We start from the raw sequence: 22,630 nt of genomic DNA on the forward strand, positions 1-22,630 counted from the left end.
AATTACTCGCAATAAAAACAATCGGCGAACCCGCCTGGGGCTCGCCGATCTTGCTTTTGTTATTCAGCAAAATATGCAGTATATAACTTAGAACCATGCATTGTTAACTTATTTGAATTTGCTGAGTTTGTCTCCAAACAGTTCGCCAAGCGTAGTGCTCATACCTTGATTGTTCAAGGAAACGTTTGGATTGTTGATTTCTTCACGCGGAGCGTTGTTTCTTGAAGGTCTTTCTGATTTTTGTGGTTGAGCTGGAGCTTCTTCTGTTTCTTTGATGCTCAAGCTTACACGTTGCTCAGAAGGGTTCATGTCCAAGATTTTAACTTGAACTTCCTGTCCTTCTTTCAGCACTTCATGAGGAGTGCCGATGTGTTTGTGGGAGATTTGCGAGATATGCACAAGTCCCTCAACACCAGGAGCGATTTCAACAAATGCACCGAAGTCTACCAGACGTTTTACAACACCTGTTACGATATCGCTTGAATTGAATTTTTCGCTTGCTGTTTCCCAAGGACCTGGTTGAACAGCTTTCATGCTCAGGCTGATTTTTCCTTTTTCAGGGTCAACTTTCAGCACTTTCACACTAACTTTATCACCTTCAGACAGTACGTCGGATGGTTTTTCAACGTGTGTCCAAGCCAGCTCGGATACGTGAACCAAACCGTCAACTCCGCCCACATCAACGAATGCACCGAATTGAGTCAAACGTTGTACTGTACCTTCGATCACTTGACCTTCTTGCAAACCAGCCATTACTGTAGCTTTGTTTGCTTCGAATTCTTGCTCCAGTACGTCTTTTTGGGAAAGGATCACTTTGTTGTTCTCACGGTCGATCTCTTTCACTTTAACACGCAGTGTGCGTCCTTTGTAGTCGCTGAAGTCTTCAACGAAATGGCGTTCAACCATGGAAGCCGGGATAAATCCACGTACGCCCACGTCTGCTACCAGACCACCTTTAACAACATCACCTACAACAACTTCGAATACGTCTTGGTCTTCAAAATGCTTTTGCAATTGATCCCATGCGTTTTCGCTGTCGATTGCACGTTTGGACAGAACGAGTTTTTCTTTCTCGTCGTCGATGCTAAGAACTTTAGCTTCAACTTCTTGTCCAACTTCTACTGCGTCAGACGCGCTGTCAACATGTAATGAAGACAGTTCACGAATTGGAATGACACCGTCATATTTATATCCAATGCTCACATAGGCTTGGTTATCTTCCAATTTGACGATGGTTCCTTTTACGGTATCTCCTTTTTTCAAGGAAACGAATTGATCCAACTCATCTTGGGTTGCTTCTTGATTTTTCATTTCTTCCGACATGTCAAATACCCTCCTCAATTCAAAAACCCCATTATATTCAAACCTGCCTGTAGCAGAGTTCAAAACACTTTCATCACTGAGTGCTCAAACTTTAGTCTCCCTCAAAAATATGGAAACATGCACTCAGCTACCGACGAAGCCATTACTTGCTTGGCACGCCCGTTTGCACCATTTCGTTAATCTTGGACATAATCTTTTCAGTCGCCTTCTCCAGAGCTTCTCCAGATGGGTCTTCCTTGAACTCGTCCAAACTTACTGGTGCTCCATATACAACTTTCATCTTACGAAAAACTTTGTAGTTACCGATAATAGCAGTAGGAATAACTGTAGCGCCACTGCGGAGAGCAAAACTCGCTGCCCCTTTTTTGCCGATACCTCCATCATTGTGACGGCTTCCCGAGGGGAAGATTCCAAGCACTTGACCATCACGCAAAATATTGAGTGAGGTTTTGATGGATTCCTTGCTGACACCTCCACGTTTAACGGGGAAAGCGCCCACGGCTTTAATAATTCGGCCGAGTACCGGAATTTCAAACAATTCGCTTTTGGCCATGAAACGCACCTGACGGCGAATTTTGATACCAACGGTTGGAGGATCGAAGTTACTAATATGATTGGAACATAAAAGTACGCCGCCTTCTTTCGGAATATTCTCCCGTCCAACGGCCTCCAAGCGGAAAAGAATGGTATAAATGATCCGCAGTAATGTGCTGCAAAATGTGTAAATCATAGACCGATCTCTCCTCTGACCATTGTGCAATAAGATACGATTTTGTCAACCACTTCATGAATGTTCATCTCCGTTGTATCAAGGACGATAGCATCCTCAGCACAACGCAATGGGGAAATCTCCCGATTCTCATCCAATCTGTCACGGGTGGCAATGTCTCGCTCCAGCTGTTGCAACGTCAGTCCTTCAGAGGGGTCCAGTTCTTTGAAGCGGCGAAGTGCACGCTCTTCGACACTGGCAGTCATGAAGATTTTCACTTCCGCATCGGGCAGTACTGTCGTTCCGATATCGCGTCCATCCATGACGACGCCCTTGCGCAAAGCCATTTGCCGCTGAGTATCCACTAATTGCGTACGCAGCCCCTCGATTTGCGCATATCGGGACACGATTCCCGTCACTTCACGGGAGCGGATTTCCGAGGTTACTTCTTCCCCATTACAGAACACTTTCTGTCCGTCGGGATCCGGTTGTAAATCAATGACCAGCTTTTGGGCTTCCTGAAGTACCTGTGCCACTTCTTCCGGCGCAATATCTTTCCGAAGCATGTGCAAGGTTACCGCACGGTACATTGCGCCTGTATCGACGTATACATACGCGAGCGCCTCTGCAACCAATCGGGCCACCGTGCTTTTCCCGGCACCGGCAGGTCCGTCAATTGCAACGTTCATTTTCCCGTTCTCTGATGTGTTCTGGCTTGCCAACGGGGCATTCCTCCTCAAACGATAAACCTCAATAAAAAAACAGGCATTGCCTGCATCGTGAAAATTATACCACACTCTACACATGGATGCAAAAACAGACAAATCAACGATGTTCGTAATCATTCATCGTTTGCACTTCAATTGGCGTTCCTTCCAGGCGGTCAATGGTGGTCAAATTCTTTTTGAAGCCTGGTACCAACAGCAGCAATTGATATACCACAAGCAGGATTAGAAGTACTGTAATCAGAATCGTAACCTTTCGTTCCATTCGCCTGGAGAAAACATAATAAAGTCGTTCATATCTGCGGGTTGCATGACGATGATTCATGGCAATGCCTCCGTTTTTTCATTACGGTACCCGCAGTCCCTTCTTCTTATGCCACAACATTCCTATTTCGTACGGTAGTCCAATTGTCGTTCGAAACAAAACTTGATAATTTTCTGGCGCTCCGAATCTGAAATCTGCACAAATTTCAGCATGCATAGCTGTCTACCGGTTTCCAGGGTTTTGATCCGCACAACTTCAGCTTCAAAATTCACATGTTCAATGGTTGAATTCCGGTAGGGGACCAGCAACCAGCATTTCAGTTTTTGACCTTCAGCTATTGAAAACCCCGTTTCGCCGTAGATGGACAATCCACCGCCACCAATATCTTCAGTCAATCCGACGGCACGGGTCAGATCTTCACTCTGGATGGCCAATTCGAGGTTTGCATGAACACGAAGAAAGCTGCGCCGTTGTATTTTGGATATATCGCTCGGAAGCGGTTTGCGGATACGGACAAGACGGACCACATCTTCCTCAAATCCCGTGACATAGGTATTAAAATAATGCCGGACCCCATCCTCCGTAATATATGAAATGGACAATTCCTCTCCGAAAAAGAGCCTTTTCAGACGGCTGCTTCCTTGTTGCATCGGGACCTCAATCAGAAAACTGCTGTCATCCATATCTGCAATGCGTGATTTGTATTCTTTGTGTTCCTCTTTTTCATCTGCAGAAGCAATCTGGATGTATAAAATTTCATTTATTTTCGGAAACAAGCTGTTCACCGCCACTTTATGTATTTATCTTCGTATGTACAAGGACTATTATACCATGACCTTTCTCACATTGAACAAGAAAAAACAGACCACATTGTGGTCTGCCGCAGTTATTCGCACAGCTTAAAATTCAGATTATCCATCTTTTTATGAGGTTGCATTGACCGGTTTGATCTCTTCAACCGCTTCTTCCATTCCTGTATTCGCATTAATGTATATCCGGTAACGAGAACCGTTAATTTTCCCTCCGAATTCATAACACAACACTTCTTTGCTGTAATCATTCTCAATCAGGGATTTGCGAACATAATTTTCTTCGAACTCCGAATTAAGCTTTTTCCGCGCCTGTTGCTCCGTAAGAGTTGCTTTCGGAATTTTGCGCTTGTCATTATGTTCGTAAACAAAGTCACTCGCCTGGAAGCCGGTTACTTCGCCTGTATCCAGTCCTACACGAACTGACATTTTCTCAGGATAAATCAAAGTGTCCCCTTGCTTACGCACATAAGTAAGGTTACCCAAATTACCAAATTCATCATAATTTACAGCTTTCATATCTTTGTAACCTTTGTTCATTAGAAATTGATCTGCTTTAGCCATGGCATTCTGACGAGACACTTTTTTGGTTCCGATTGGACGCGTATCACTGTAAGAGATCAGCATTCCGCCATTACGAGTGAAATCCATCATCAGTTTGCCATTGTTGGCATGATCAATCGTGGCAGTGTAGGACTCCCAGTCCGTTCCTTTACCGTTCTCCTGCACTTGGATTTTGCTACGATCCGCATCAGAGAATTTTGCAGCCTTGCTCTGAATCTGTTCTTTGGTCACCGGTAAGCCGCCCAGTTTCTTGACTGATCGTTTTGCATAGATATTGGATACGGAAGGACCCCAATCAAGCTCCGGGTATTCCTGTACCTTTTTGTTCACTGTACGAAAACCATCAACAATCGTGTTGTCCATGGTTTGCTCTTGTGTTGCCATGGCAGTCTCTGCATCCATCCAGCGCAATCGGTCCGTCAGCACTTTTTGCTGCACATCCTGCAGATTCTTGGTAATCTCGGATGAATTCTGATACAGCTTTTTCAGGTTGCCCATTTCCTTCTCACTTAGTGGTTCGTTCGTCAAGTCACGCATCGACGCCCGATAGGCAAAGTTGGAAATACGCGAGAGAAACTCCTCTGTCTCGTTAAATGGCAGCATGGTGAGTGGCAGTTGGTTGATCTCATTCTGCGCTTCACTGGTGAGTCGCCATACATTCATCAAACCTTTGCGATGCATCCCCTGTGATGTAGAGTGAACCGCCAAGGTGTTGCCAATCTCCGAATGCAATTTGTCCATATGAAAAGATAAATCGTGAAAGGCACGCTGATATTGATTCTCTGCCTTGATCAGAATTGCATTCTTCTCCTGATTCTCCTGATAGCCCCACACGAGCGCACCGACCAGCAGAACCGCAAATATCGGAAACATAACTGAACTTAATCGTTTATACATCGGTAGAGTCTCCTTTCTTCTAAACCACTACCTCTATTGTGGATCGAAGAAAGATCTCTTATGCATCCGATTTCCAGTCCTTACACAAGCAGGCTGCTAAAGTACCGTTTGGGTCCTCCTTTTAATTCAGCTGAATCCCAGTTGCCATGCCCTCTTCTTCAATTTCGAACTGGTCTCTGTTATCACAGAGGCACTGCTTGAATCCCGTCTCAATTCGGCCTCGTTCTTTCTTGCCTCGTAATGTAAATCGCTCACCGCATTGTTTGCATCTGATTTTAATTTTAATTCTCATCACAACGATCTCCGTTTCTGTTGGTCATTCCCCGGGAGTTTATCTGTAAAAATAAAAACACACCGGAGCCATAGGCGCAATATGCGCTTTATGTCCACCAGTGTGTCCGTATTTTTATAATTTAACCTCTTCCTCCCGCTTCACAAAACGAAATGGAGAACGGTTATTAGCTCGTGTGATTTTACCCATTGCCCCATACCACAGGCCCGCCATTAGCGGCGCTATAAACCACAACCAATGATTCACCATGGTGTTCATGATGACGTCGTACAATGCATGCCAGAAAAAAGGTAACACCAGAGAAAGAACCAGATACCACCGCTTTTTCTTACCACCGATAAACTTGGCTTTACCCATATAATAACCCATGATTACCGCAAACATAGCGTGCCCTGAAACAGGGAGCAGTGCCCGAAGGAACATGGCTGAGACGGATGCATTCCCCGCAAAGGCATACAACACATTCTCAACAGTGGCAAATCCAAGTGAAACAGCGACTGCATATAAGATGCCGTCATACGGCTCATCAAATTCGGTGTGATTATAGATGATATGATAAAGTACGAACCATTTAACAAATTCCTCCACACCACCTGAGATCATAATGGCCTCAAGATAAGGATTATCCCCGAGCCACATCATCATGCCACGCTGAATAATCATCACAGGCAGTACCATCAGTATCCCCATGAGGAAAACCCGCAATACCATATGAAGTGGCTCATAATCATAACGGTCTTTCAGGTAAAAGTATGTTAACAAGGCGAGACCCGGAGCAACTGCTGCCGCTAAGACCGAAAACAAAAGCACCGAAATTCCCTCCTCTGACTAAAGACGCGATTACAACTAGAGATTAATCCTGGCGTTTGAAGTGGGTGCAGATAACATCAATCGCTTGTGCAGGAATAACAACCTTACCATACTCTTCCATAACTGCCGGAGTAACTGAGGAGCCTTCGCCAAATTCAGCAAGCAAGGCAATCAATGCCGCATGTTTGGTGGAATCTACCTCATCTGGTTCCAAATGCAAGAACCACTTGTCTTTATAAGAATAAAGTCTCCCAGCATCCGTAACATGCTGACGCAACATATGTGCAGCTTCAATGAGCACTTCAAAGTCCTTGAATGCATAAACGATGGAATCGCTTTGCTCGAGTGTAACTTCCATTTCATATACTTCTTCAGGAAGATCATCTTCATGACCTGAACCATATTGTTGCGGATCATATTTTCCACGTGTGACAATGACAACCATCCCTTGAGCGGGAAGTGCGAATACTTCGACAGCGAGTGGACCTGTGGCATCAAATCCAAGTTCGGAATAGGCCTGATCCATCATTTCAGTGAACAGTTCATGAACCTTAGGTATTTCCTGCCACATATCTTCTTTTTGTATTCCGCGCTCGCTCAGATCGTCAAAGGTCAGGAAAATCCGTATCTTATCGTGACTTAGTCGTTCTATTTTCATACAGGATCTCCCCTTTATAAGCAAGTCTTATAACAGATTATGAAGCACAAAACAATATGTGCTGAAAATAAATCTATGTAGTTATGTTATCATTTTATACCTCTAAATGCACGAAGTAAAATCGACAAAAAAAGAATCATTCCACAGCCAATCCAGACTGTGGATGATTCTAATTGGAGGTTTTGGTTTATAAACCCGGTACTGTTGTGTTTGTTTGACTTAAAATTTGCTCAACTTCATGCTTCACATCCGGATTGGTGCGAATAAAATCTTTGAGCATGCTCATATTCGCTTCTTTTTCCTGCGGTGTGATTGCTCTTGCAGTCTTTGCTGCCGGATTTTTGTGGGATTCACCATGTTGATTTTGCTTGCTTGTGAACCCGTCCATACCCGGGAAAGTCATCTCCATCATCTTATGTTTTGCCTGATCCATCATATTTCGTGATGAACCCGATGACATCATGGGCAATTTGCCTTTGGACAGCCATGAACTGGCTGCAACACCAATGACAATGCCCCAAAAAAAGGATGACGTCTTCATTACACCAACCTCCTTCAAGTGTTAAAATCATATTTAGTGTTTGCGGTAGTGAGCAATCTCATTCCGTATAAATACAGGAAAGCGAGTTGAAATCATGTTTAGACATACCGCCGCATTGATCATTGCTGCAAGTTTGCTGCTGTCAGCTTGTGGGACAACGGAAGAAAAAACATCTGATAATCCCACACCAGCGGGCGAATCAACTACCACGGTTCAAGAAGAGCAAGGTAACTCTAACCCAACTAAAACAGGAGAACCTGGAACTGGTGTGCCCGAGCCTTCAACGGAAGATTCAACTGGGACAGAAGAAGAACCTGAATCTTCGGAGAAGGTTTCAACAGAAAAGAAAGTGGAAAAGACGTATCATATGAATGAAAATTATTATATTAAACCAAACGTTGAAGCGAGCCCAAACAAAGTGGTCTTGTTAACTTTTGATGATGGACCCAAAGAAGAAAAAATGATTACTTCACTGATCGACACTTTAGATAAACATAACGCTAAAGCGATATTTTTCGTCAATGGATATCGGGTGAAAAGCCATCCGGAATTGCTCAAACTCATACATGAACGGGGTCAGATTGTAGGCAATCATGCCTGGGATCATGAGGATCTCAAAAAAATGTCCAACGCTGAGGCGGCAAAACAGGTTACAGATGTCCAAAAAATAGTAAAGGATACCATTGGTGAGGAACCGCAATTCTTCCGTCCACCTTTTGGGTCGGGAAATGATGCACTGAAGGCTGCTGTGAAGAAAAATGGTATGTTATATATGACTTGGTCTAATGGTTCGCTCGATTGGGATAAAAGCACCAAAGACAAACCTGAAAAAGTCATCCAAAATGTACTGGACCAGTTAAATCCCGGAAGCAATATTTTGATGCATGAGTTGCCATGGACGGTTGAAGCATTGGATGAGTTGCTGACCAAGCTAGAAAAAAAAGGCTATTCCTTTGTTGATCCGCGTGCAATTGAATTGGAAGCTCGTTAAATTGTAATTTTGCGCATTAAAATAAAACAGCCTTGATCCAGTGGATCAGGGCTGTTTCTCTGTGAGTGCTGTTTCTGCGGGCACTCTTAACGTGATGATATGCATCTCCGCAGGACAACCTAGTCGGAGTGGAAGATGATTTGTACCGTATCCTCTGCTAACAAGCATTTTGCCTTTTTGGTTAACGTCCTCCGGACTGCGCTTCAGGGAGTACCACCCGTTCGATACGGGATGATACGCTTTGCTCAGGAACACAGGTCCGAAAAATGGGATTACCAATTGTCCCCCATGTGTATGACCGCTTAAAATAAGATCTGCATTTTCTTCCAAACGAAGGGCCTGCAAAGGATCATGAACGATAGCAATTCTGCATAAACGGTTACCGATCTGCTGTAGTAATACATCGCCCTGTTTGGAACGATAGTCTATGCCGATCAGGCTCAATCTGTCGTTGCCCCTTTGTAGATATTCCACATCATCCTGAAGGAGCTTAACGTCCGATTCCCGAAGGACTCGCGCAAGTTGAGCGGTACCAGCCCTCTTGTCATGGTTGCCATACACCGTAAATGAAGGAGCAATGTTCGATAAAATTTTCATGTTATGTCTAACTATAGACCATGAGATTCCTTTTTCCGCAACATCCCCGCCGATGAGAACCCAGTCCACCTTGTTTTTTACGTATTCCAGATCCTTCTGCTTCAGCTTGCGCTTGTGAGTATCGGATACATACAAAATCATAGCCCCGTCAAAGGATGTTGGCAGATGAGGCACTTCAACCTCTTCTTCAATCATTTGATGAATATGGGCTTCTCGCCACATATGAAAAAGTAGTAAAACTCCCATCAAAATGATTAAACCTGCGAGTAAAAGCATTACCACGGCAAGGGAAGGAACGTATTCAGAGCGGGTGCCCCTTCAACCCCCCACCAAACCAGACTAATCGTTAACATGACAAAAATAAAAATGAGTGAATTAACAAACCTCTTGCTCAATTTTAACCGACGTGAAGGATGTAATTCTGTCCGTGTAGGAAGCGAACCCGCTTCGGGGATCGATTCTTCCGTTGAATTTGGCGTTTTTTTGGAGCGTGATGGTGCCCTTTGAGGAAGTACTGGACTTTCCAGTTTTTCTGTATAAGGCTTGCGCTGTGATCTAGGTAAAGAAACGGAAGTAATTGGTGTGATTTCGCCAATCTCAGCAGCTGCTGCCGTTTCAGCAACGATGCTTACTTGAGAAGCCACCAGACGCTCGGATTTCTCTTTTTTATCCGATTGACGATGGCGCTGACTGCCATATGTCTTCATTCTACTTAATGGCTGATTCATGATCCCCTCCGAAAACGTATCGCTAATCCGGACACCAAATCAATAATAAAGTGACATAATATAGGCGCCCATAATGTGCCGGACTGCAAGTAAATCCAACCCAATCCATAACTTGAGACAAACACCCAGCCTGTTGGAATCCAGTGGCGCAAATAACGAATATGGATAACTGCAAATAAAATACTTGTCCAGTAAGGACCGATGGCATGTTGGATGGCTCCACGGAATAATAATTCCTCACACACAGCAACAATGGCTGCTATACATACAATGTGCCAGATCGGACGCCCACGGAACAGCATCTCGTTAATTCCACCGTCATCCATGCTTTCCTGAGGTATAACATACGACAGTACCAAGTCCATAACAAGCATTATTCCTGCAAGACCAAGACCCCACCATATAAATTGGTAATTGTCAGGCCATGCGAGTACATCTAACAAGTTTCGTTTCTGCAATAAGATCCACACAACTCCGATAATCAGTGTCAGACCTTGTGTAAAGTATAGATTGATTAAAAGCAAACGCTCGGTAAGCTGCTGTGGCTCAGCCTTCTGAATCTTGAACTTGGGAAACTTGAATTTTTTCATCGGATGCGTCTGTCCTCTTGAGTTAAATTTGATGGATAACAATTACGTTGTCCAATCGGATAGTATACTAAATGATAGCCAAAAAACCAATTAGGTTCAAGACCTGCCCCAAGTCCTGGTTAGATGTCATTGCCATTACTTCATTAAAGCAGTAAAATTCAGTTCACCAAACAGCTTACTTTCCATCTTCTTGTGGTAGGTATATTAACTATTGCATTACTTATGGTGACTCTGTTTATGTGTGAATCTAAAGACATCTGCAAAACATTTTAAAACATTTAAGCCTATTGACATGCTCATGTCAGCCATGATACATTATGAAAAAATTAGTCACGTTAAACACGATGATGGAAAAAAGACGTTGCTTCGTCTTACAGAGAGCCGATGGTAGGTGTGAATCGGTGGCAGGCAAATGGTCTTGAGCGCTCCTGAGTTATTGCATTGAAATTGGAGTAGGTGCAATCGGTTTAGACCCGTTATCCTCTTCGGTCTTCATTGACCGCTAAGACTGTCGTTGCGAAACGGCGGTGAATTAGGGTGGTACCACGACAACTCTCGTCCCTTATTGCGCAAGCAGTATGTGGATTGAGAGTTTTTTGATTTATTTTAAAGGATATCTGTGGGATCACTCTATTTGCTTCACCTTCCCCCTCTGTTGCGACACCGCGTTGTTGGGCGGAAGAATCAACCTGGTTTTAAGGAATACCTCTTCGCTGAGGTCAGTTCCTTGACGATATAGATACACATACCTAAGGAGGAAGAAACCATGTACAAAGTGTTAGTGTCGGACCCAATCAGTGATCTGGGGATCCAGCAACTGGTGGATGCAAATGATGTTGTTGTTGAGAAGAAAACCGGTCTTAGTGAAGATGAACTTGTTGCCATTATTGGTGAATATGATGCCCTCTTGGTTCGCAGCCAGACTCGTGTTACAGATCGTATTATGACGGCTGGTACCAACCTCAAGGTGATCGGACGTGCAGGTGTTGGTGTAGATAACATTGATCTGGAAGCTGCTACACAGCGCGGTATCATCGTTATTAATGCACCTGATGGCAATACCATCACAACCTGTGAGCACACGTTTGCCATGATGATGGCATTGGCACGACACATTCCTCAGGCATACGCCAAGACAATTCAGGGTACGTGGGATCGCAAAACCTTCCTGGGTGTGGAATTAAGAAACAAAACGCTCGGTGTACTGGGTATGGGACGGATCGGTAGTGAAGTTGCCAAGCGCGCCAAAGCATTTGGAATGGACATTCTTGCTTACGACCCGTTCCTCACGGAGGAGCGTGCCGAGAAGCTGCAAGTGAAGCTGGCTAGTGTAGATGATATCATTCGCAATGCGGACTTCATGACCGTTCACACGCCATTAACACCGGAAACACGGCATATGATTTCACGTCCACAATTCGAAGTGATGAAAAAAGGCATGCGTATCATTAACTGTGCTCGTGGTGGTGTAGTTGACGAGATGGCACTTGTCGAAGCCATTGATCAGGGTATTGTTGCTGGTGCAGCATTTGACGTATTCGAAAGCGAGCCGCCAGCCGCTGATCACCCGTTCCTGAATCACCCAAGCATTATCGTTACGCCTCACCTTGGTGCGTCCACAGTAGAAGCACAAGAGAACGTGGCTATCGATGTATCGGAACAAGTTCTTCATATTCTGCGCAACGAACCGTTCAAGAACGCAGTTAACATGCCTGCTGTTGCACCAACCGTGATGAACAAATTGCAGCCGTATTTCAAACTGGGTGAAACGTTGGGTAGTTTTGCAGCACAGATTACACAAAATGCAGTGCAGGAGATTCGTATCGACTATGCTGGTGAACTTTCTGAAGTAGATACTTCTCCTCTCACACGTTACATTGTGAAAGGGATTCTCGCCAGACATTTGGGTGGGGAAGCCAACATCGTTAACTCCATGCATCTGGCCAAAATCCGTGATCTGAATGTGGTTGTAAGCCAAACCTCAACAACTAAAGGATTTACTAACCTGATTACCGTAACATTGGTTACAACTCAGGATGCTGAGGAACGCCGTGTAGCGGGTACACTCCTTGCAGGTTATGGAGAGCGTATCGTTCGTCTGGATAAATTCCCGGTAGATATCGCTCCGGAAAGTCATCAAATCTTGATCTCACATAACGATAAACCAGGTATTATCGGTCGTGTAGGCACACTGCTTGGACAAAACGATGTCAACATCGCATCCATGCAGGTTGGACGTAAAATTATTGGTGGTGCAGCGATCATGATTCTGACCGTAGATAAAGCTGTTCCAAAAGATGTGCTTGTGCAGCTTGCTGCGCTGCCTGAAATTAATACTGCTGTTGAAATTGTTCTGGAATAATCAAATATATTTCTATATGTAAAAGGAAAGACGGGGCCCTCGTGGTTCCCGTCTTTTTTGTCGTGTACCCGCTGAAATATCGGTGATGAAGCTTGCAAACAAAATATTAGTGGAATTGTAAAAGGGGTGCCCATCACTCCCATATCAACTCCGCTTCTTTTGGTCAATGGGGAAAAGTCTTAATACGTAATCGAACTATTAACTTAACTGAATAATGTTTAGTGTAGACCCCGGAGGAGAAAGAACAGCTGTGCCAACAAGCCCGAATAATTGTAACTGTATTGTTGAACCAGCGGTAACGGTAACCATAAAGTCAGACTGCAGCTGACTGAGTGAAAGTACTGGAGATACTACACTCGCTGGAATTGCTGCACCGTTAAGTAAAACCCGAGATTGGATAGCAAGTGCAGCTGTCAGATTTATTTTGTATGAGATATAGTAACGACCTGCATTGGCCAGTGTGAAGGTGTCATTTGTCCCATTGACGGTTATACCTGTGCCAATATTTTGGTTATTCGGTAATGGAACGAGTGTACCACCCAATATTACAACAATCGTACCATTAGTGTTCTCAGCAAAAGCCGAGTTAGATGTTACAGATGTTCCGGTTGCACCTGTTGCTCCGGTAACTCCTGCACTTCCGGTTACGCCGACTCCCGTGGCTCCGGTTTCACCAGTCGCACCAGTAACTCCAGTACTTCCCGTTACACCAACTCCCGTTGCTCCGGTTATACCTGTCGCACCCGTTGCTCCGGTTATACCTGTCGCACCCGTTGCTCCGGTACTTCCTGTTATGCCGACTCCCGTTGCTCCGGTTGCACCAGTAGCTCCTGTTTCCCCAGTTGCACCCGTTGCTCCGGTTATGCCTGTCGCTCCGGTTTCCCCCGTCGCACCAGTAACTCCAGTACTTCCCGTTACGCCGACTCCCGTAGCTCCGGTTATCCCTGTCGCTCCTGTTTCTCCAGTTGCACCCGTTGACCCGGTACTTCCTGTTATACCAACTCCTGTGGCTCCGGTTATCCCTGTCGTACCTGTTTCACCAGTGACACCCGTTGTCCCGGTTGTACCTGTAGCTCCTGTAACCCCAGTCGTCCCGGTCGCCCCTGCAAGACCCGTTACTCCCGTTTCACCAGTCGCACCCGTTGCTCCGGTACTTCCTGTTATGCCGACTCCCGTGACTCCGGTTATGCCTGTCGCTCCTGTTTCCCCAGTTGTACCCGTTGGTCCGGTACTTCCCGTTATGCCGACTCCCGTGGCTCCAGTTATCCCTGTCGCTCCTGTTTCCCCAGTTGCACCCGTTGGTCCGGTACTTCCCGTTATGCCGACTCCCGTGGCTCCAGTTATCCCTGTCGCTCCGGTTTCACCAGTCGCACCAGTTCCCCCGGTACTTCCCGTTACGCCGACTCCCGTGGCTCCGGTTATCCCTGTCGTACCTGTTTCACCAGTGACACCCGTTGTCCCGGTTGTACCTGTAGCTCCTGTAACCCCAGTCGTTCCGGTCGACCCTGCAAGACCCGTTACTCCCGTTTCGCCAGTAGCACCCGTTACACCGGTACTTCCTGTTATGCCGACTCCTGTTGCTCCAGTTATCCCTGTCGCTCCGGTTTCACCAGTGGCACCTGTTACTCCCGTACTTCCTGTTATACCAACTCCCGTGGCTCCGGTTATCCCTGTCGTACCTGTTTCACCAATGACACCCGTTGTCCCGGTTGTACCTGTAGCTCCTGTAACCCCAGTCGTTCCGGTCGACCCCGCAAGACCCGTTACTCCCGTTTCGCCAGTAGCACCCGTTACACCGGTACTTCCTGTTATGCCGACTCCTGTTGCTCCAGTTATCCCTGTCGCTCCTGTTTCACCAGTGACACCCGTTATCCCGGTACTTCCCGTTACGCCGACTCCCGTTGCTCCGGTTATCCCTGTGGCTCCGGTTTCCCCCGTCGCACCCGTTATCCCGGTACTTCCCGTTACGCCGACTCCCGTAGATCCAGTTATCCCTGTCGCTCCGGTTTCACCAGTGGCACCTGTTACTCCCGTACTTCCCGTTACGCCGACTCCCGTGGCTCCGGTTATCCCTGTCGTACCTGTTTCACCAGTGACACCCGTGGCTCCGATTATCCCTGTCGCTCCTGTTTCGCCAGCCGCACCTGTTAATCCCGTACTGCCGATTACGCCAACTCCAGTTGCACCCGTCACACCTGTTGCTCCTGCGCCCGCAAGCAACGTGTAATCCGGCGATGTGCCCGGCGTTCCGGTTGGCGATGCCACATTCGCAATATACGTACTGCCGTTGAACGTTACAACCTGGCCCGCTGGATACGTTGGGGCTACGGCTGGATCGAATGGTACAATGCCATTTAAACCTACGCCTGTCGCTCCTGTTACGCCCGATGCTCCCGTGACTCCGGTACTTCCCGTTACTCCAAAGCCGGTTGCTCCTGTAACACCTGTTGCTCCCACGCCCGCAAGCAATGTGTAATCCGGTGAAGTCCCCGGTGTTCCGGTTGGCGATGCTACATTCGCAATATAGGTACTGCCGTTGAACGTTACAACCTGACCCGCTGGATACGTCGGGGCTACGGCTGGATCGAATGGTACAATGCCACTCAAACCTACGCCTGTCGCTCCTGTTACGCCGGATGCTCCGGTACTTCCTGTCACTCCAACGCCAGTTGCACCCGTCACACCTGTTGCTCCAGCGCCAGCAAGCAACGTGTAATCTGGCGATGTGCCCGGCGTTCCGGTTGGTGCTGCCACATTCGCAATATACGTACTGTCGTTAAACGTTACAACCTGACCCGCTGGATACGTTGGGGCTGCGGCTGGATTGAATGGCAAGATACCACTTAAACCTACGCCTGTCGCTCCCGTCACTCCTGATGCTCCTGTGACTCCGGTACTTCCTGTTACTCCAACTCCAGTTGCACCTGTTACACCCGTTGCTCCAGCGCCAGCAAGCAATGTGTAATCTGGCGATGTATCCGGCGTTCCGGTTGGCGATGCGACATTCACAATATACGTACTGCCGTTAAACGTTACAACCTGACCCGCTGGATACGTTGGGGCTACGGCTGGATCAAATGGCACAAGGCCTGACAATCCCGCCCCGGTTGCTCCCGTTACACCTGTGGCTCCTGTAGGCCCTGCACCTGCAAGCAATGTATAGTCTGGAGAACTTCCTGGCGTACCCGTTGGCGAAGCGACATTTGTAATATAAGTACTGCCACCAAACGTGACGATTTGTCCAGCTGCATATGTTGATGCTAATGCGGGATCGAATGGCACGATGCCGCTTAATCCTGCACCTGTGGCTCCAGTTGCACCAGTCGCCCCCGCAGCAGTGATTAATGTGTAATCCGATGAAGATCCTGGTGTTCCTAGAGGACCATCTACACTCGTAATGTAAGTACTACCGTTATACGTAATGACTTGACCTGCTGGATAACCCGGGGCGAGCGCTGGATTAAATGCCACGGCTCCTGTCAAACCAGCTCCGGTTGCTCCCGTTGCTCCATTCGTTCCACCCGACAGCAAAAGAGTGTAGTCTGGAGAACTTCCGGGTGTACCCAAGGGACCGTTTACATTGGCAACATAAAGACTACCCTCGTAGCTTACTACTTGACCTTGAGCATAAGTTGGTCCCAGTGCAGGATCATATGCAGTAATATTGTTCAAACCCACACCAGGTGCTCCTGCCGGACCCTGTGCTCCCTGTGGACCAACTGGGCCAACCGGTCCTACTGGTCCAATTCCTCCCGGTGTTCCAGTAGCCCCTTTCACCCCAGGGACTCCTGGAACACCGGGTACCCCCGGAACTCCTGGCACTCCCTGTGGTCCAGCTGGTCCGGTAATCCCTCCAGTTCCAAGAGTTGTCGTCGCCCGACTTAGCGATATGGAGATCGATCGAATTAATCCCACAAGTTTATCTTTTTCTGCAGGAGGTACTTCCAGAAGCAGCGTCACACTTAACAAGTCATCCAGTAAGTTTTGCAAGTTACCTGCGAGATTAATAAGAGGAACAGGGACAACCTCTGAACCAGCAATCGTTAATTCCAATACGGCTTGTAATTCTGCCTTTACTCCGGCACGAAATCCGGATTGATTTACAAAAGTAAGTAACTGACGTAATCCATTCTGCAATGACAGTATATTGGCTGAAATCGGCTGACTAATTGCAGCAGGAATAGCCACAGCCAAAGAACGCAGTATGGATTCAAACTGCTCCAGTTCGCTTGTGGTTATTGGAATAAACGGAGAGCCTGCTCTAAAAGATCCGCCTTCCAGGAAAGCTTTAATATTGACCCTTTTTCGATCATCGGACATGCTTAACTCAATCCTCCTCTATCTTGCTTGCTTTTCAAGCTTATGTCATATAGGAAGGAAAATTATCTTGGACACTCTTTTTAGTCAAAAAAAGACCATTCTTGTTCCACGTTGAACAATATTAAACGGTAGTCTTCAACAAAAAAACACCCTCCATAAGAGGGTGTTTCCGCACTTTTTGTATGAAATTCAGGCTATTTCGATGAATCCAAAGGAAATTGCAAAATAAACTCTGTCCCTTCGCCAAGCACACTATTGACGGTAATCATGCCTTGATGCGCATCAACAATATTTTTCACAATCGCTAAACCAAGCCCCGTACCTACACTTTCTCCCCGAACACGAGCCTTGTCTGCTTTGTAGAATCGTTCGAAAATAAATGGCAAGTCAGATGAAGGGATACCTACACCCTGATCCTTCACAGAAACTCTGACAAATGGAGCACGAAGATAAGTGACCCGCTCAACTGAGATCATAACATTTTTTCCAGTAGGTGTATGTCTGAACGCATTATCCAGCAAATTCGTAAATACTTGCTCAAGTCGATCCTCATCTGCCTGTTGAAGTTCAATGGTTGGCTGTTCGAACTCAAAGTGCAGTTGAATTCCCTGTTCTTTTGAACGCACCGAGAACTTCCGATATACACGTTCAAGTAATTCTCCAAGGTCAACTTCCTTCATCACCATGTCCGTGTGTCCAGCTTCCATCCGGGCAAGATCAAGCAAGTCTTTAACCAATCTGCCCATCCGGAGGGACTCATCATGAATGACCTGGATCAGTTCTTCGCTCTCTTCCGGTGAGGTTGCCATGCCGTCCAAAAGGGCTTCACTGTAGCCTTGCATCATGGATAGCGGTGTTCGTATCTCATGAGATACGTTAGCCACGAAATCACGCCGCATTTTCTCCAGACGCACTTCTTCGGTTACATCTCTCAAGACAGCCACAGCCCCTCTGATAACACTGTCAGCATACAACGGTGCCATCTGAACAGACCAGACACCTTGCTGTACGTGAACATTGGAGTTCTGGTCTCCACCTTGCTCCATCACCATTCTGAACAAAGGGAGAAGGGGCTCAGGTACATCACGCAAAGTCTTGTCAGACTGCTCGGATTCTTGTCCTTCGTCCATTCTCTCCCAATCGAGATCATACCATGCCTGCATGATCTTCTCTCCAGGCGGATTCGTCAGAATAACTTTGCCTTCACCATCAAATGTAACTACCGCATCGGTCATGCTGCGAAGCACACTTGCCAAATGTTCCTTCTCATGGTTAAGGTTTCGAATATTATCTTCCAGTTGGGCAGCCATATGATTAAATGTGTTGGCAAGTTCACCAATCTCATCACTCGTTACCAGGGAGAGACGTGTTCCGTAATTCCCTTTGCGAATCGCATTGGCTGCCTGAATCAATTGCTGCATGGGCTGCGTTATTTTGGTGAATAGAAACAATGCAAAAAACGTGGTTAAACTGAATCCGATTATACAGATATAGGTGAACAACCGCTTAATATCTCTGGATTCGGATTCTGCAAAGTTCGTATCAATGTAGGGCAGCAAAAAAAGACCCAGCGCAATAAGTACACAACCCACAAGGCAGATAATAGTGATCCATAACTTCCCGACCAGTGATCTCCAGAAACTAAAACTACTTCGGTACTTCCAGTTTATAACCCACACCCCACACCGTCGTAATCATGGCCGCCGATTCAGGCGATACCTTGTTAAGTTTCTCGCGAAGACGCTTCACATGCGTATCCACGGTACGAAGATCGCCAAAGAATTCGTAATTCCATACATCCTTGAGCAATTCTTCTCTGGAGAAAACTTTGTCGGGAGATGTTGCCAGGTAGTGCAGTAATTCATATTCTTTTGGTGTAAGACTAATCTCTTCGCCACCAGCGGTTACCCGGTGGGCATCATGCTCAATAACCAGATGCGGGAACACGATGTTGTTACTCGAATTGCTCTCCTTGGAGAGATAAGCTGTCGCGGAAGATCGACGCAAAATCGCTTTGACACGATAAATCACTTCACGCGGGCTGAATGGTTTTACAACATAGTCATCAGCGCCAACTTCGAAGCCTTGAACCCGGTTAATCTCTTCACCTTTTGCAGTGAGCATCAAAACCGGCGTTGATTTCACCTGACGAAGACGGGTACACACTTCAACTCCATCCATACCTGGTAACATCACATCAAGCAAAATCAGCCCGTAGTCCCCTGCTGTTGCTTTACGCAGCGCAGTTTCCCCATCCTCGGCTTCATCGATTTCATAACCTTCTTTTTCAAGATACATTTTTAAAAGCCTGCGGATTCTCTCTTCGTCATCCACGACCAGTATTCGATTCTCATGTTCAGCCATGCCTCTCCAGCCCCTTTGCAATAACTCCTCATCACTTCTATTATGTTCGATCTGGCGAACAATATTTGAATACCCTTCAATAAAAAGGTACATTTGTGTTTCCCGCTTCTAAACTCAACCTTTGCAATACGAGTCTGTCCTAGTCCGCACCAGCGTAAGAATGTAATCCAGCAATGATCAGATTCACCCCAACTAGCGTAAACATGACGACTAGGAAGCCAAGAACTGCAAGCCATGCAGACTTCTGACCTTGCCAACCTCTGGATAAACGCAAATGCAGATACACACTATAATATAGCCATGTGATCAATGCCCACACCTCTTTGGGGTCCCAGCCCCAAAAACGACTCCAGGCAATCTGAGCCCAGATCATGGCAAAGATTAATGCTCCCAGCGTAAATATCGGAAAACCGATGGCAATCGCACGATAACTTATCTCATCCAGATCATCGGCATCAATTCCATCCATCATTGGCTGTAACGCTTGTCCAAGTGGTCTGCGTACAAGAAGTCGTACAATTCCATATAGGATCAAACCTACAATAAGTGACCAAACCACCGTATTCAGCTTGCGCCCGGCATTTACGCCGTTCATCCAGGAAGGCGTCTCAAGTAAAGGTTTTTTCATGCCAAGAAACGGTGTCATGCTCTCCACTTCGCTATTATATGGTGCAAAAATCGGAGGCATGCGATAATTCACTTTCTCTATTGTACTATTTTCCTGTACCTCTGTGTCAATGCTGACCGTTTTCTGTACAAAAACTGCCTCGTAACCAGCTGCACGAAAGGCAAATACCGTCCCGATAAATCCGATAACGACGACGATCGTAACCAGGGTGAATTCAACCCATCCTCTTTGCCGTCTTGAAGACTTGTCTTTACCACTGAAATCAACCGTACGGAGCAAATACATGAACCCTGCGGCAAAACCCACGGCGAAGAATGCTTCACCAAGTGCAGCCAACGTCACGTGAATTTTCAGCCAGATGGACTGAAGTGCCGGGATTAACGGCTGTACCTCCTGAGGAAATACAGCAGCGTAAGCCATTATAATGATGGTAAGTGGTAAGGCAAACAAACCCAGTAGTGACTTCCGATATATGGCGTATACAACGATAAATGCAACCATGATCATCATGGACAGAAAAGACATAAACTCGTACATGTTACTAACCGGGATATGCCCTGCCCCAGCCCATCGTGTTGCAAAAAATACAAGATGTGCTGCCAAAGCGACAGTCGAGGCAATGAAAGCTCGTTTACCCCAGCGATTCATATGGTCCAGAGGATCACGATTGCTCCATTTTTTGCCCATTACCGCAACACCATATAAAAAGAATGCGGCACAATAGAGAAAGAAAGCTACGATAAATGCGTCGCTGCTGAAATCCAATAAATTCATGCTTGGTTCCCCCCGTTATCCAACGACTTCTCTTCCACTTCCAAATTCATTTGTTTCAAAACAGCCGCGACTTCACGCCTGAAGCCAAACCAGTTTTTGTTGGTATGTCCACCCAAGGTAAGCTGTTGATCATCAAAACGAATCCAGATGCGACGATGATGCCAATAAAAACCCATGACCAGACCCAACATGACAATGCCGGCTCCTACCCACACAAAAGGCATTGCTTTATCCACGCGTATATTGAGATAACTTACGGATTGAATAATATCAACCTTGTCCATGCTGTCTACTTCCAACTGTAAAGGAATCTCTGCTCCGATCAGCTGTTGGTTAATTGCATCCTGCTGAAACCGTTGCTTATCAATCTGCTTCGCAAAATAAAGATATTGTATCCCCTCTTCCGGCAGATTCGGTCCCTTAATGAGAAAGAGAAAAGCAGGTGCATTAGGTGAAGGCGATTTTGATTTGGGCTGACCATTCTCATCCAATCCAAAGTCCATGAACTTTTCCTTTACGGTCAGTTCATAAGGACCCGCTTCAAATGTTTTTTGGGTATCGACCATATCAATCTTAATCGCCCCATATACTTCACCAGTCTTTGTATTGACCAGATCCGGCGTTACGGACCGAATGGTAGGTGTTAGATCATAATCAAACTGATATGCTTTCAGACCGTTATAATTTAATGGATGATTCACACGAACATCATGTCTGGCCACCTCAGCCAATTGAGGTTTTTTCGAAAGATCCGAACAATCTGCTGTACATTCATATAAAACAACTTTTGTTTCGAACAGTTTTGGAACGGTCTTATTCAGGTTACGGAATTGCTCAGGTACTTCTTCCTCACTGTAAAATTCAACATTAAACTGTTCATTTTTCAGATACATCGACGTATTCGGGATCTTTTTGATCTCACCTTCTGGAAAAGCAACATGCTCATCCAGATTCAGGCCAGGTAGCCCTCGTGCGAGCACCGCCAGCAGAAATATAATGAGTCCAATATGGATGACATATGGGCCCCATCGACTGAATCGCTGTTTCTCGGCGAGCAAAGCATCACCTTGGGTGTGCACTCGGTAGCCTTTCTTTTTAAGCGGCGTAACCGCTTTCTTAATCCAGTCTTCTGGTGCCTCTTCGATAGATCCTTGGTACACCAGACGCTGTCTCGTCAGAAATTGCGTATGTTTACGTATTTTCTGTTTATTCAGTGCTTTGTAGAGCGGTAGGACGCGATCCAGACTGCATATCACCAATGATGCACCAATCAGCACCAACAGCAAGATAAACCACCAGGATTCGTATGTATGGGATAAACCCAACAGATAATAGATATGACCCAACTGACCGTATGTTTCTTTGTAATAAACGGAAGGATCAATATTTAAAAATGTACTTTCTTGCGGATAGATCGTACCAAGCATAGAACCTACAAGCGTGAAAACAATCATATAGACGGCAATTTTGACGGATGAAAAAAAGTTCCATATGCGGTCAATGATGTTGGGATTACTGCGCTGTGAACGGCGCGCCATGCCATCATAACGCATTTCCAGCACTTCATTCGATTTAGCTTCAGACTCCAGTATCGGTTTCCCACATGCTTCACATAGTACAGTGCCAACCGGATTCTGGTGTCCGCACTCACATTTGGTATTTTGGAACACGAATAGACCTCCT

General features: G+C 46.1%; 20 protein-coding genes and 1 other annotated feature. Of the genes, 2 read left to right on the plus strand and 18 right to left on the minus strand.

All coding sequences use genetic code 11. The features are described from left to right. Positions 1–108 precede the first annotated feature (108 nt). The 10 genes from rpsA to ACETMN_RS20825 form a co-directional block, all read right to left on the minus strand. Positions 109–1,323: a 30S ribosomal protein S1 gene (gene rpsA / locus ACETMN_RS20780; protein ID WP_036607712.1), complete on the minus strand. Its 1,215-nt coding sequence runs from the start codon at positions 1,321–1,323 to the stop codon at positions 109–111. 142 nt (positions 1,324–1,465) lie between these two features. Continuing rightward, entirely contained in the window at positions 1,466–2,053 is a 588-nt protein-coding gene (locus ACETMN_RS20785) for a lysophospholipid acyltransferase family protein (protein ID WP_091018056.1), read from the minus strand. Then, a complete protein-coding gene (gene cmk, locus ACETMN_RS20790) occupies positions 2,050–2,754 on the minus strand; it encodes a (d)CMP kinase (protein ID WP_076209905.1) in 705 nt (234 codons plus the stop codon). Before cmk ends, ACETMN_RS20785 begins: the two co-directional genes overlap by 4 nt. A 103-nt stretch (positions 2,755–2,857) precedes the next feature. Continuing rightward, positions 2,858–3,082 carry a hypothetical protein gene (locus ACETMN_RS20795; RefSeq protein ID WP_091018057.1) on the minus strand — a complete coding sequence of 75 codons (225 nt, stop codon included), beginning with the start codon at positions 3,080–3,082 and terminating at the stop codon, positions 2,858–2,860. Positions 3,083–3,144: 62 nt separating this feature from the next. Further along, the gene (locus tag ACETMN_RS20800; RefSeq protein WP_017687679.1) at positions 3,145–3,798 is read right to left on the minus strand and encodes a flagellar brake protein; all 654 of its coding nucleotides are present in this window, start codon (positions 3,796–3,798) and stop codon (positions 3,145–3,147) included. 147 nt (positions 3,799–3,945) lie between these two features. Beyond that, positions 3,946–5,292: a germination protein YpeB gene (gene ypeB / locus ACETMN_RS20805; protein WP_091018059.1), complete on the minus strand. Its 1,347-nt coding sequence runs from the start codon at positions 5,290–5,292 to the stop codon at positions 3,946–3,948. A gap of 121 nt (positions 5,293–5,413) precedes the next feature. Beyond that, complete coding sequence (locus tag ACETMN_RS20810; RefSeq protein WP_165980215.1) at positions 5,414–5,584, minus strand: hypothetical protein; 171 nt, start codon at positions 5,582–5,584, stop codon at positions 5,414–5,416. 114 nt (positions 5,585–5,698) lie between these two features. After that, entirely contained in the window at positions 5,699–6,394 is a 696-nt protein-coding gene (prsW, locus tag ACETMN_RS20815; protein ID WP_017687676.1) for a glutamic-type intramembrane protease PrsW, read from the minus strand. Between the two features lie 43 nt (positions 6,395–6,437). Further along, a complete protein-coding gene (locus ACETMN_RS20820; protein WP_076209900.1) occupies positions 6,438–7,052 on the minus strand; it encodes a genetic competence negative regulator in 615 nt (204 codons plus the stop codon). Positions 7,053–7,239: 187 nt separating this feature from the next. After that, a complete protein-coding gene (locus tag ACETMN_RS20825; protein WP_047843572.1) occupies positions 7,240–7,593 on the minus strand; it encodes a hypothetical protein in 354 nt (117 codons plus the stop codon). Positions 7,594–7,687: 94 nt separating this feature from the next. Between ACETMN_RS20825 and ACETMN_RS20830 the strand changes: the two genes are divergently transcribed. Continuing rightward, positions 7,688–8,584, plus strand: coding sequence for a polysaccharide deacetylase family protein (locus ACETMN_RS20830; RefSeq protein WP_091018060.1), 897 nt, complete (start codon positions 7,688–7,690; stop codon positions 8,582–8,584). Positions 8,585–8,629: 45 nt separating this feature from the next. Here ACETMN_RS20830 and ACETMN_RS20835 read toward each other — a convergent pair whose 3' ends face one another. The 3 genes from ACETMN_RS20835 to ACETMN_RS20845 all read right to left on the minus strand — a co-directional run bounded on the left by ACETMN_RS20835 (position 8,630) and on the right by ACETMN_RS20845 (position 10,499). Then, positions 8,630–9,376: a metallophosphoesterase gene (locus ACETMN_RS20835; protein ID WP_179198575.1), complete on the minus strand. Its 747-nt coding sequence runs from the start codon at positions 9,374–9,376 to the stop codon at positions 8,630–8,632. An 80-nt stretch (positions 9,377–9,456) separates the two neighbouring features. Beyond that, complete coding sequence (locus ACETMN_RS20840; protein ID WP_091018064.1) at positions 9,457–9,909, minus strand: hypothetical protein; 453 nt, start codon at positions 9,907–9,909, stop codon at positions 9,457–9,459. Continuing rightward, positions 9,906–10,499, minus strand: a complete 594-nt coding sequence (locus ACETMN_RS20845; RefSeq protein WP_036607728.1) for a CPBP family intramembrane glutamic endopeptidase — start codon at positions 10,497–10,499, stop codon at positions 9,906–9,908. The genes ACETMN_RS20840 and ACETMN_RS20845 overlap by 4 nt, the downstream gene beginning before the upstream one ends. 335 nt (positions 10,500–10,834) lie before the next feature. Further along, positions 10,835–11,065 (plus strand) — a binding site (T-box leader). Between the two features lie 200 nt (positions 11,066–11,265). Here ACETMN_RS20845 and serA point away from each other — a divergent pair. Continuing rightward, positions 11,266–12,861 carry a phosphoglycerate dehydrogenase gene (gene serA / locus ACETMN_RS20850; protein WP_017687669.1) on the plus strand — a complete coding sequence of 532 codons (1,596 nt, stop codon included), beginning with the start codon at positions 11,266–11,268 and terminating at the stop codon, positions 12,859–12,861. Positions 12,862–13,059: 198 nt separating this feature from the next. Here serA and ACETMN_RS20855 read toward each other — a convergent pair whose 3' ends face one another. The 5 genes from ACETMN_RS20855 to ACETMN_RS20875 all read right to left on the minus strand — a co-directional run bounded on the left by ACETMN_RS20855 (position 13,060) and on the right by ACETMN_RS20875 (position 22,617). Beyond that, positions 13,060–17,181: a BclA C-terminal domain-containing protein gene (locus ACETMN_RS20855; RefSeq protein ID WP_411735056.1), complete on the minus strand. Its 4,122-nt coding sequence runs from the start codon at positions 17,179–17,181 to the stop codon at positions 13,060–13,062. Positions 17,182–17,375: 194 nt separating this feature from the next. After that, positions 17,376–18,773: an ATP-binding protein gene (locus ACETMN_RS20860; RefSeq protein ID WP_411735057.1), complete on the minus strand. Its 1,398-nt coding sequence runs from the start codon at positions 18,771–18,773 to the stop codon at positions 17,376–17,378. 55 nt (positions 18,774–18,828) lie between these two features. Next, positions 18,829–19,545 carry a response regulator transcription factor gene (locus ACETMN_RS20865; RefSeq protein ID WP_017687664.1) on the minus strand — a complete coding sequence of 239 codons (717 nt, stop codon included), beginning with the start codon at positions 19,543–19,545 and terminating at the stop codon, positions 18,829–18,831. A 139-nt stretch (positions 19,546–19,684) separates the two neighbouring features. Next, positions 19,685–20,947: a cytochrome c biogenesis protein CcsA gene (gene ccsA / locus ACETMN_RS20870; protein ID WP_091018068.1), complete on the minus strand. Its 1,263-nt coding sequence runs from the start codon at positions 20,945–20,947 to the stop codon at positions 19,685–19,687. After that, on the minus strand, positions 20,944–22,617 hold the full coding sequence (locus ACETMN_RS20875) for a cytochrome c biogenesis protein ResB (protein WP_091018070.1): 1,674 nt from the start codon (positions 22,615–22,617) through the stop codon (positions 20,944–20,946). The genes ccsA and ACETMN_RS20875 overlap by 4 nt, the downstream gene beginning before the upstream one ends. Between the last annotated feature and the right edge of the window lie 13 nt (positions 22,618–22,630).

Source organism: Paenibacillus sp. M2 (assembly GCF_046713495.1).
GTDB lineage: Bacteria > Bacillota > Bacilli > Paenibacillales > Paenibacillaceae > Paenibacillus > Paenibacillus amylolyticus_B.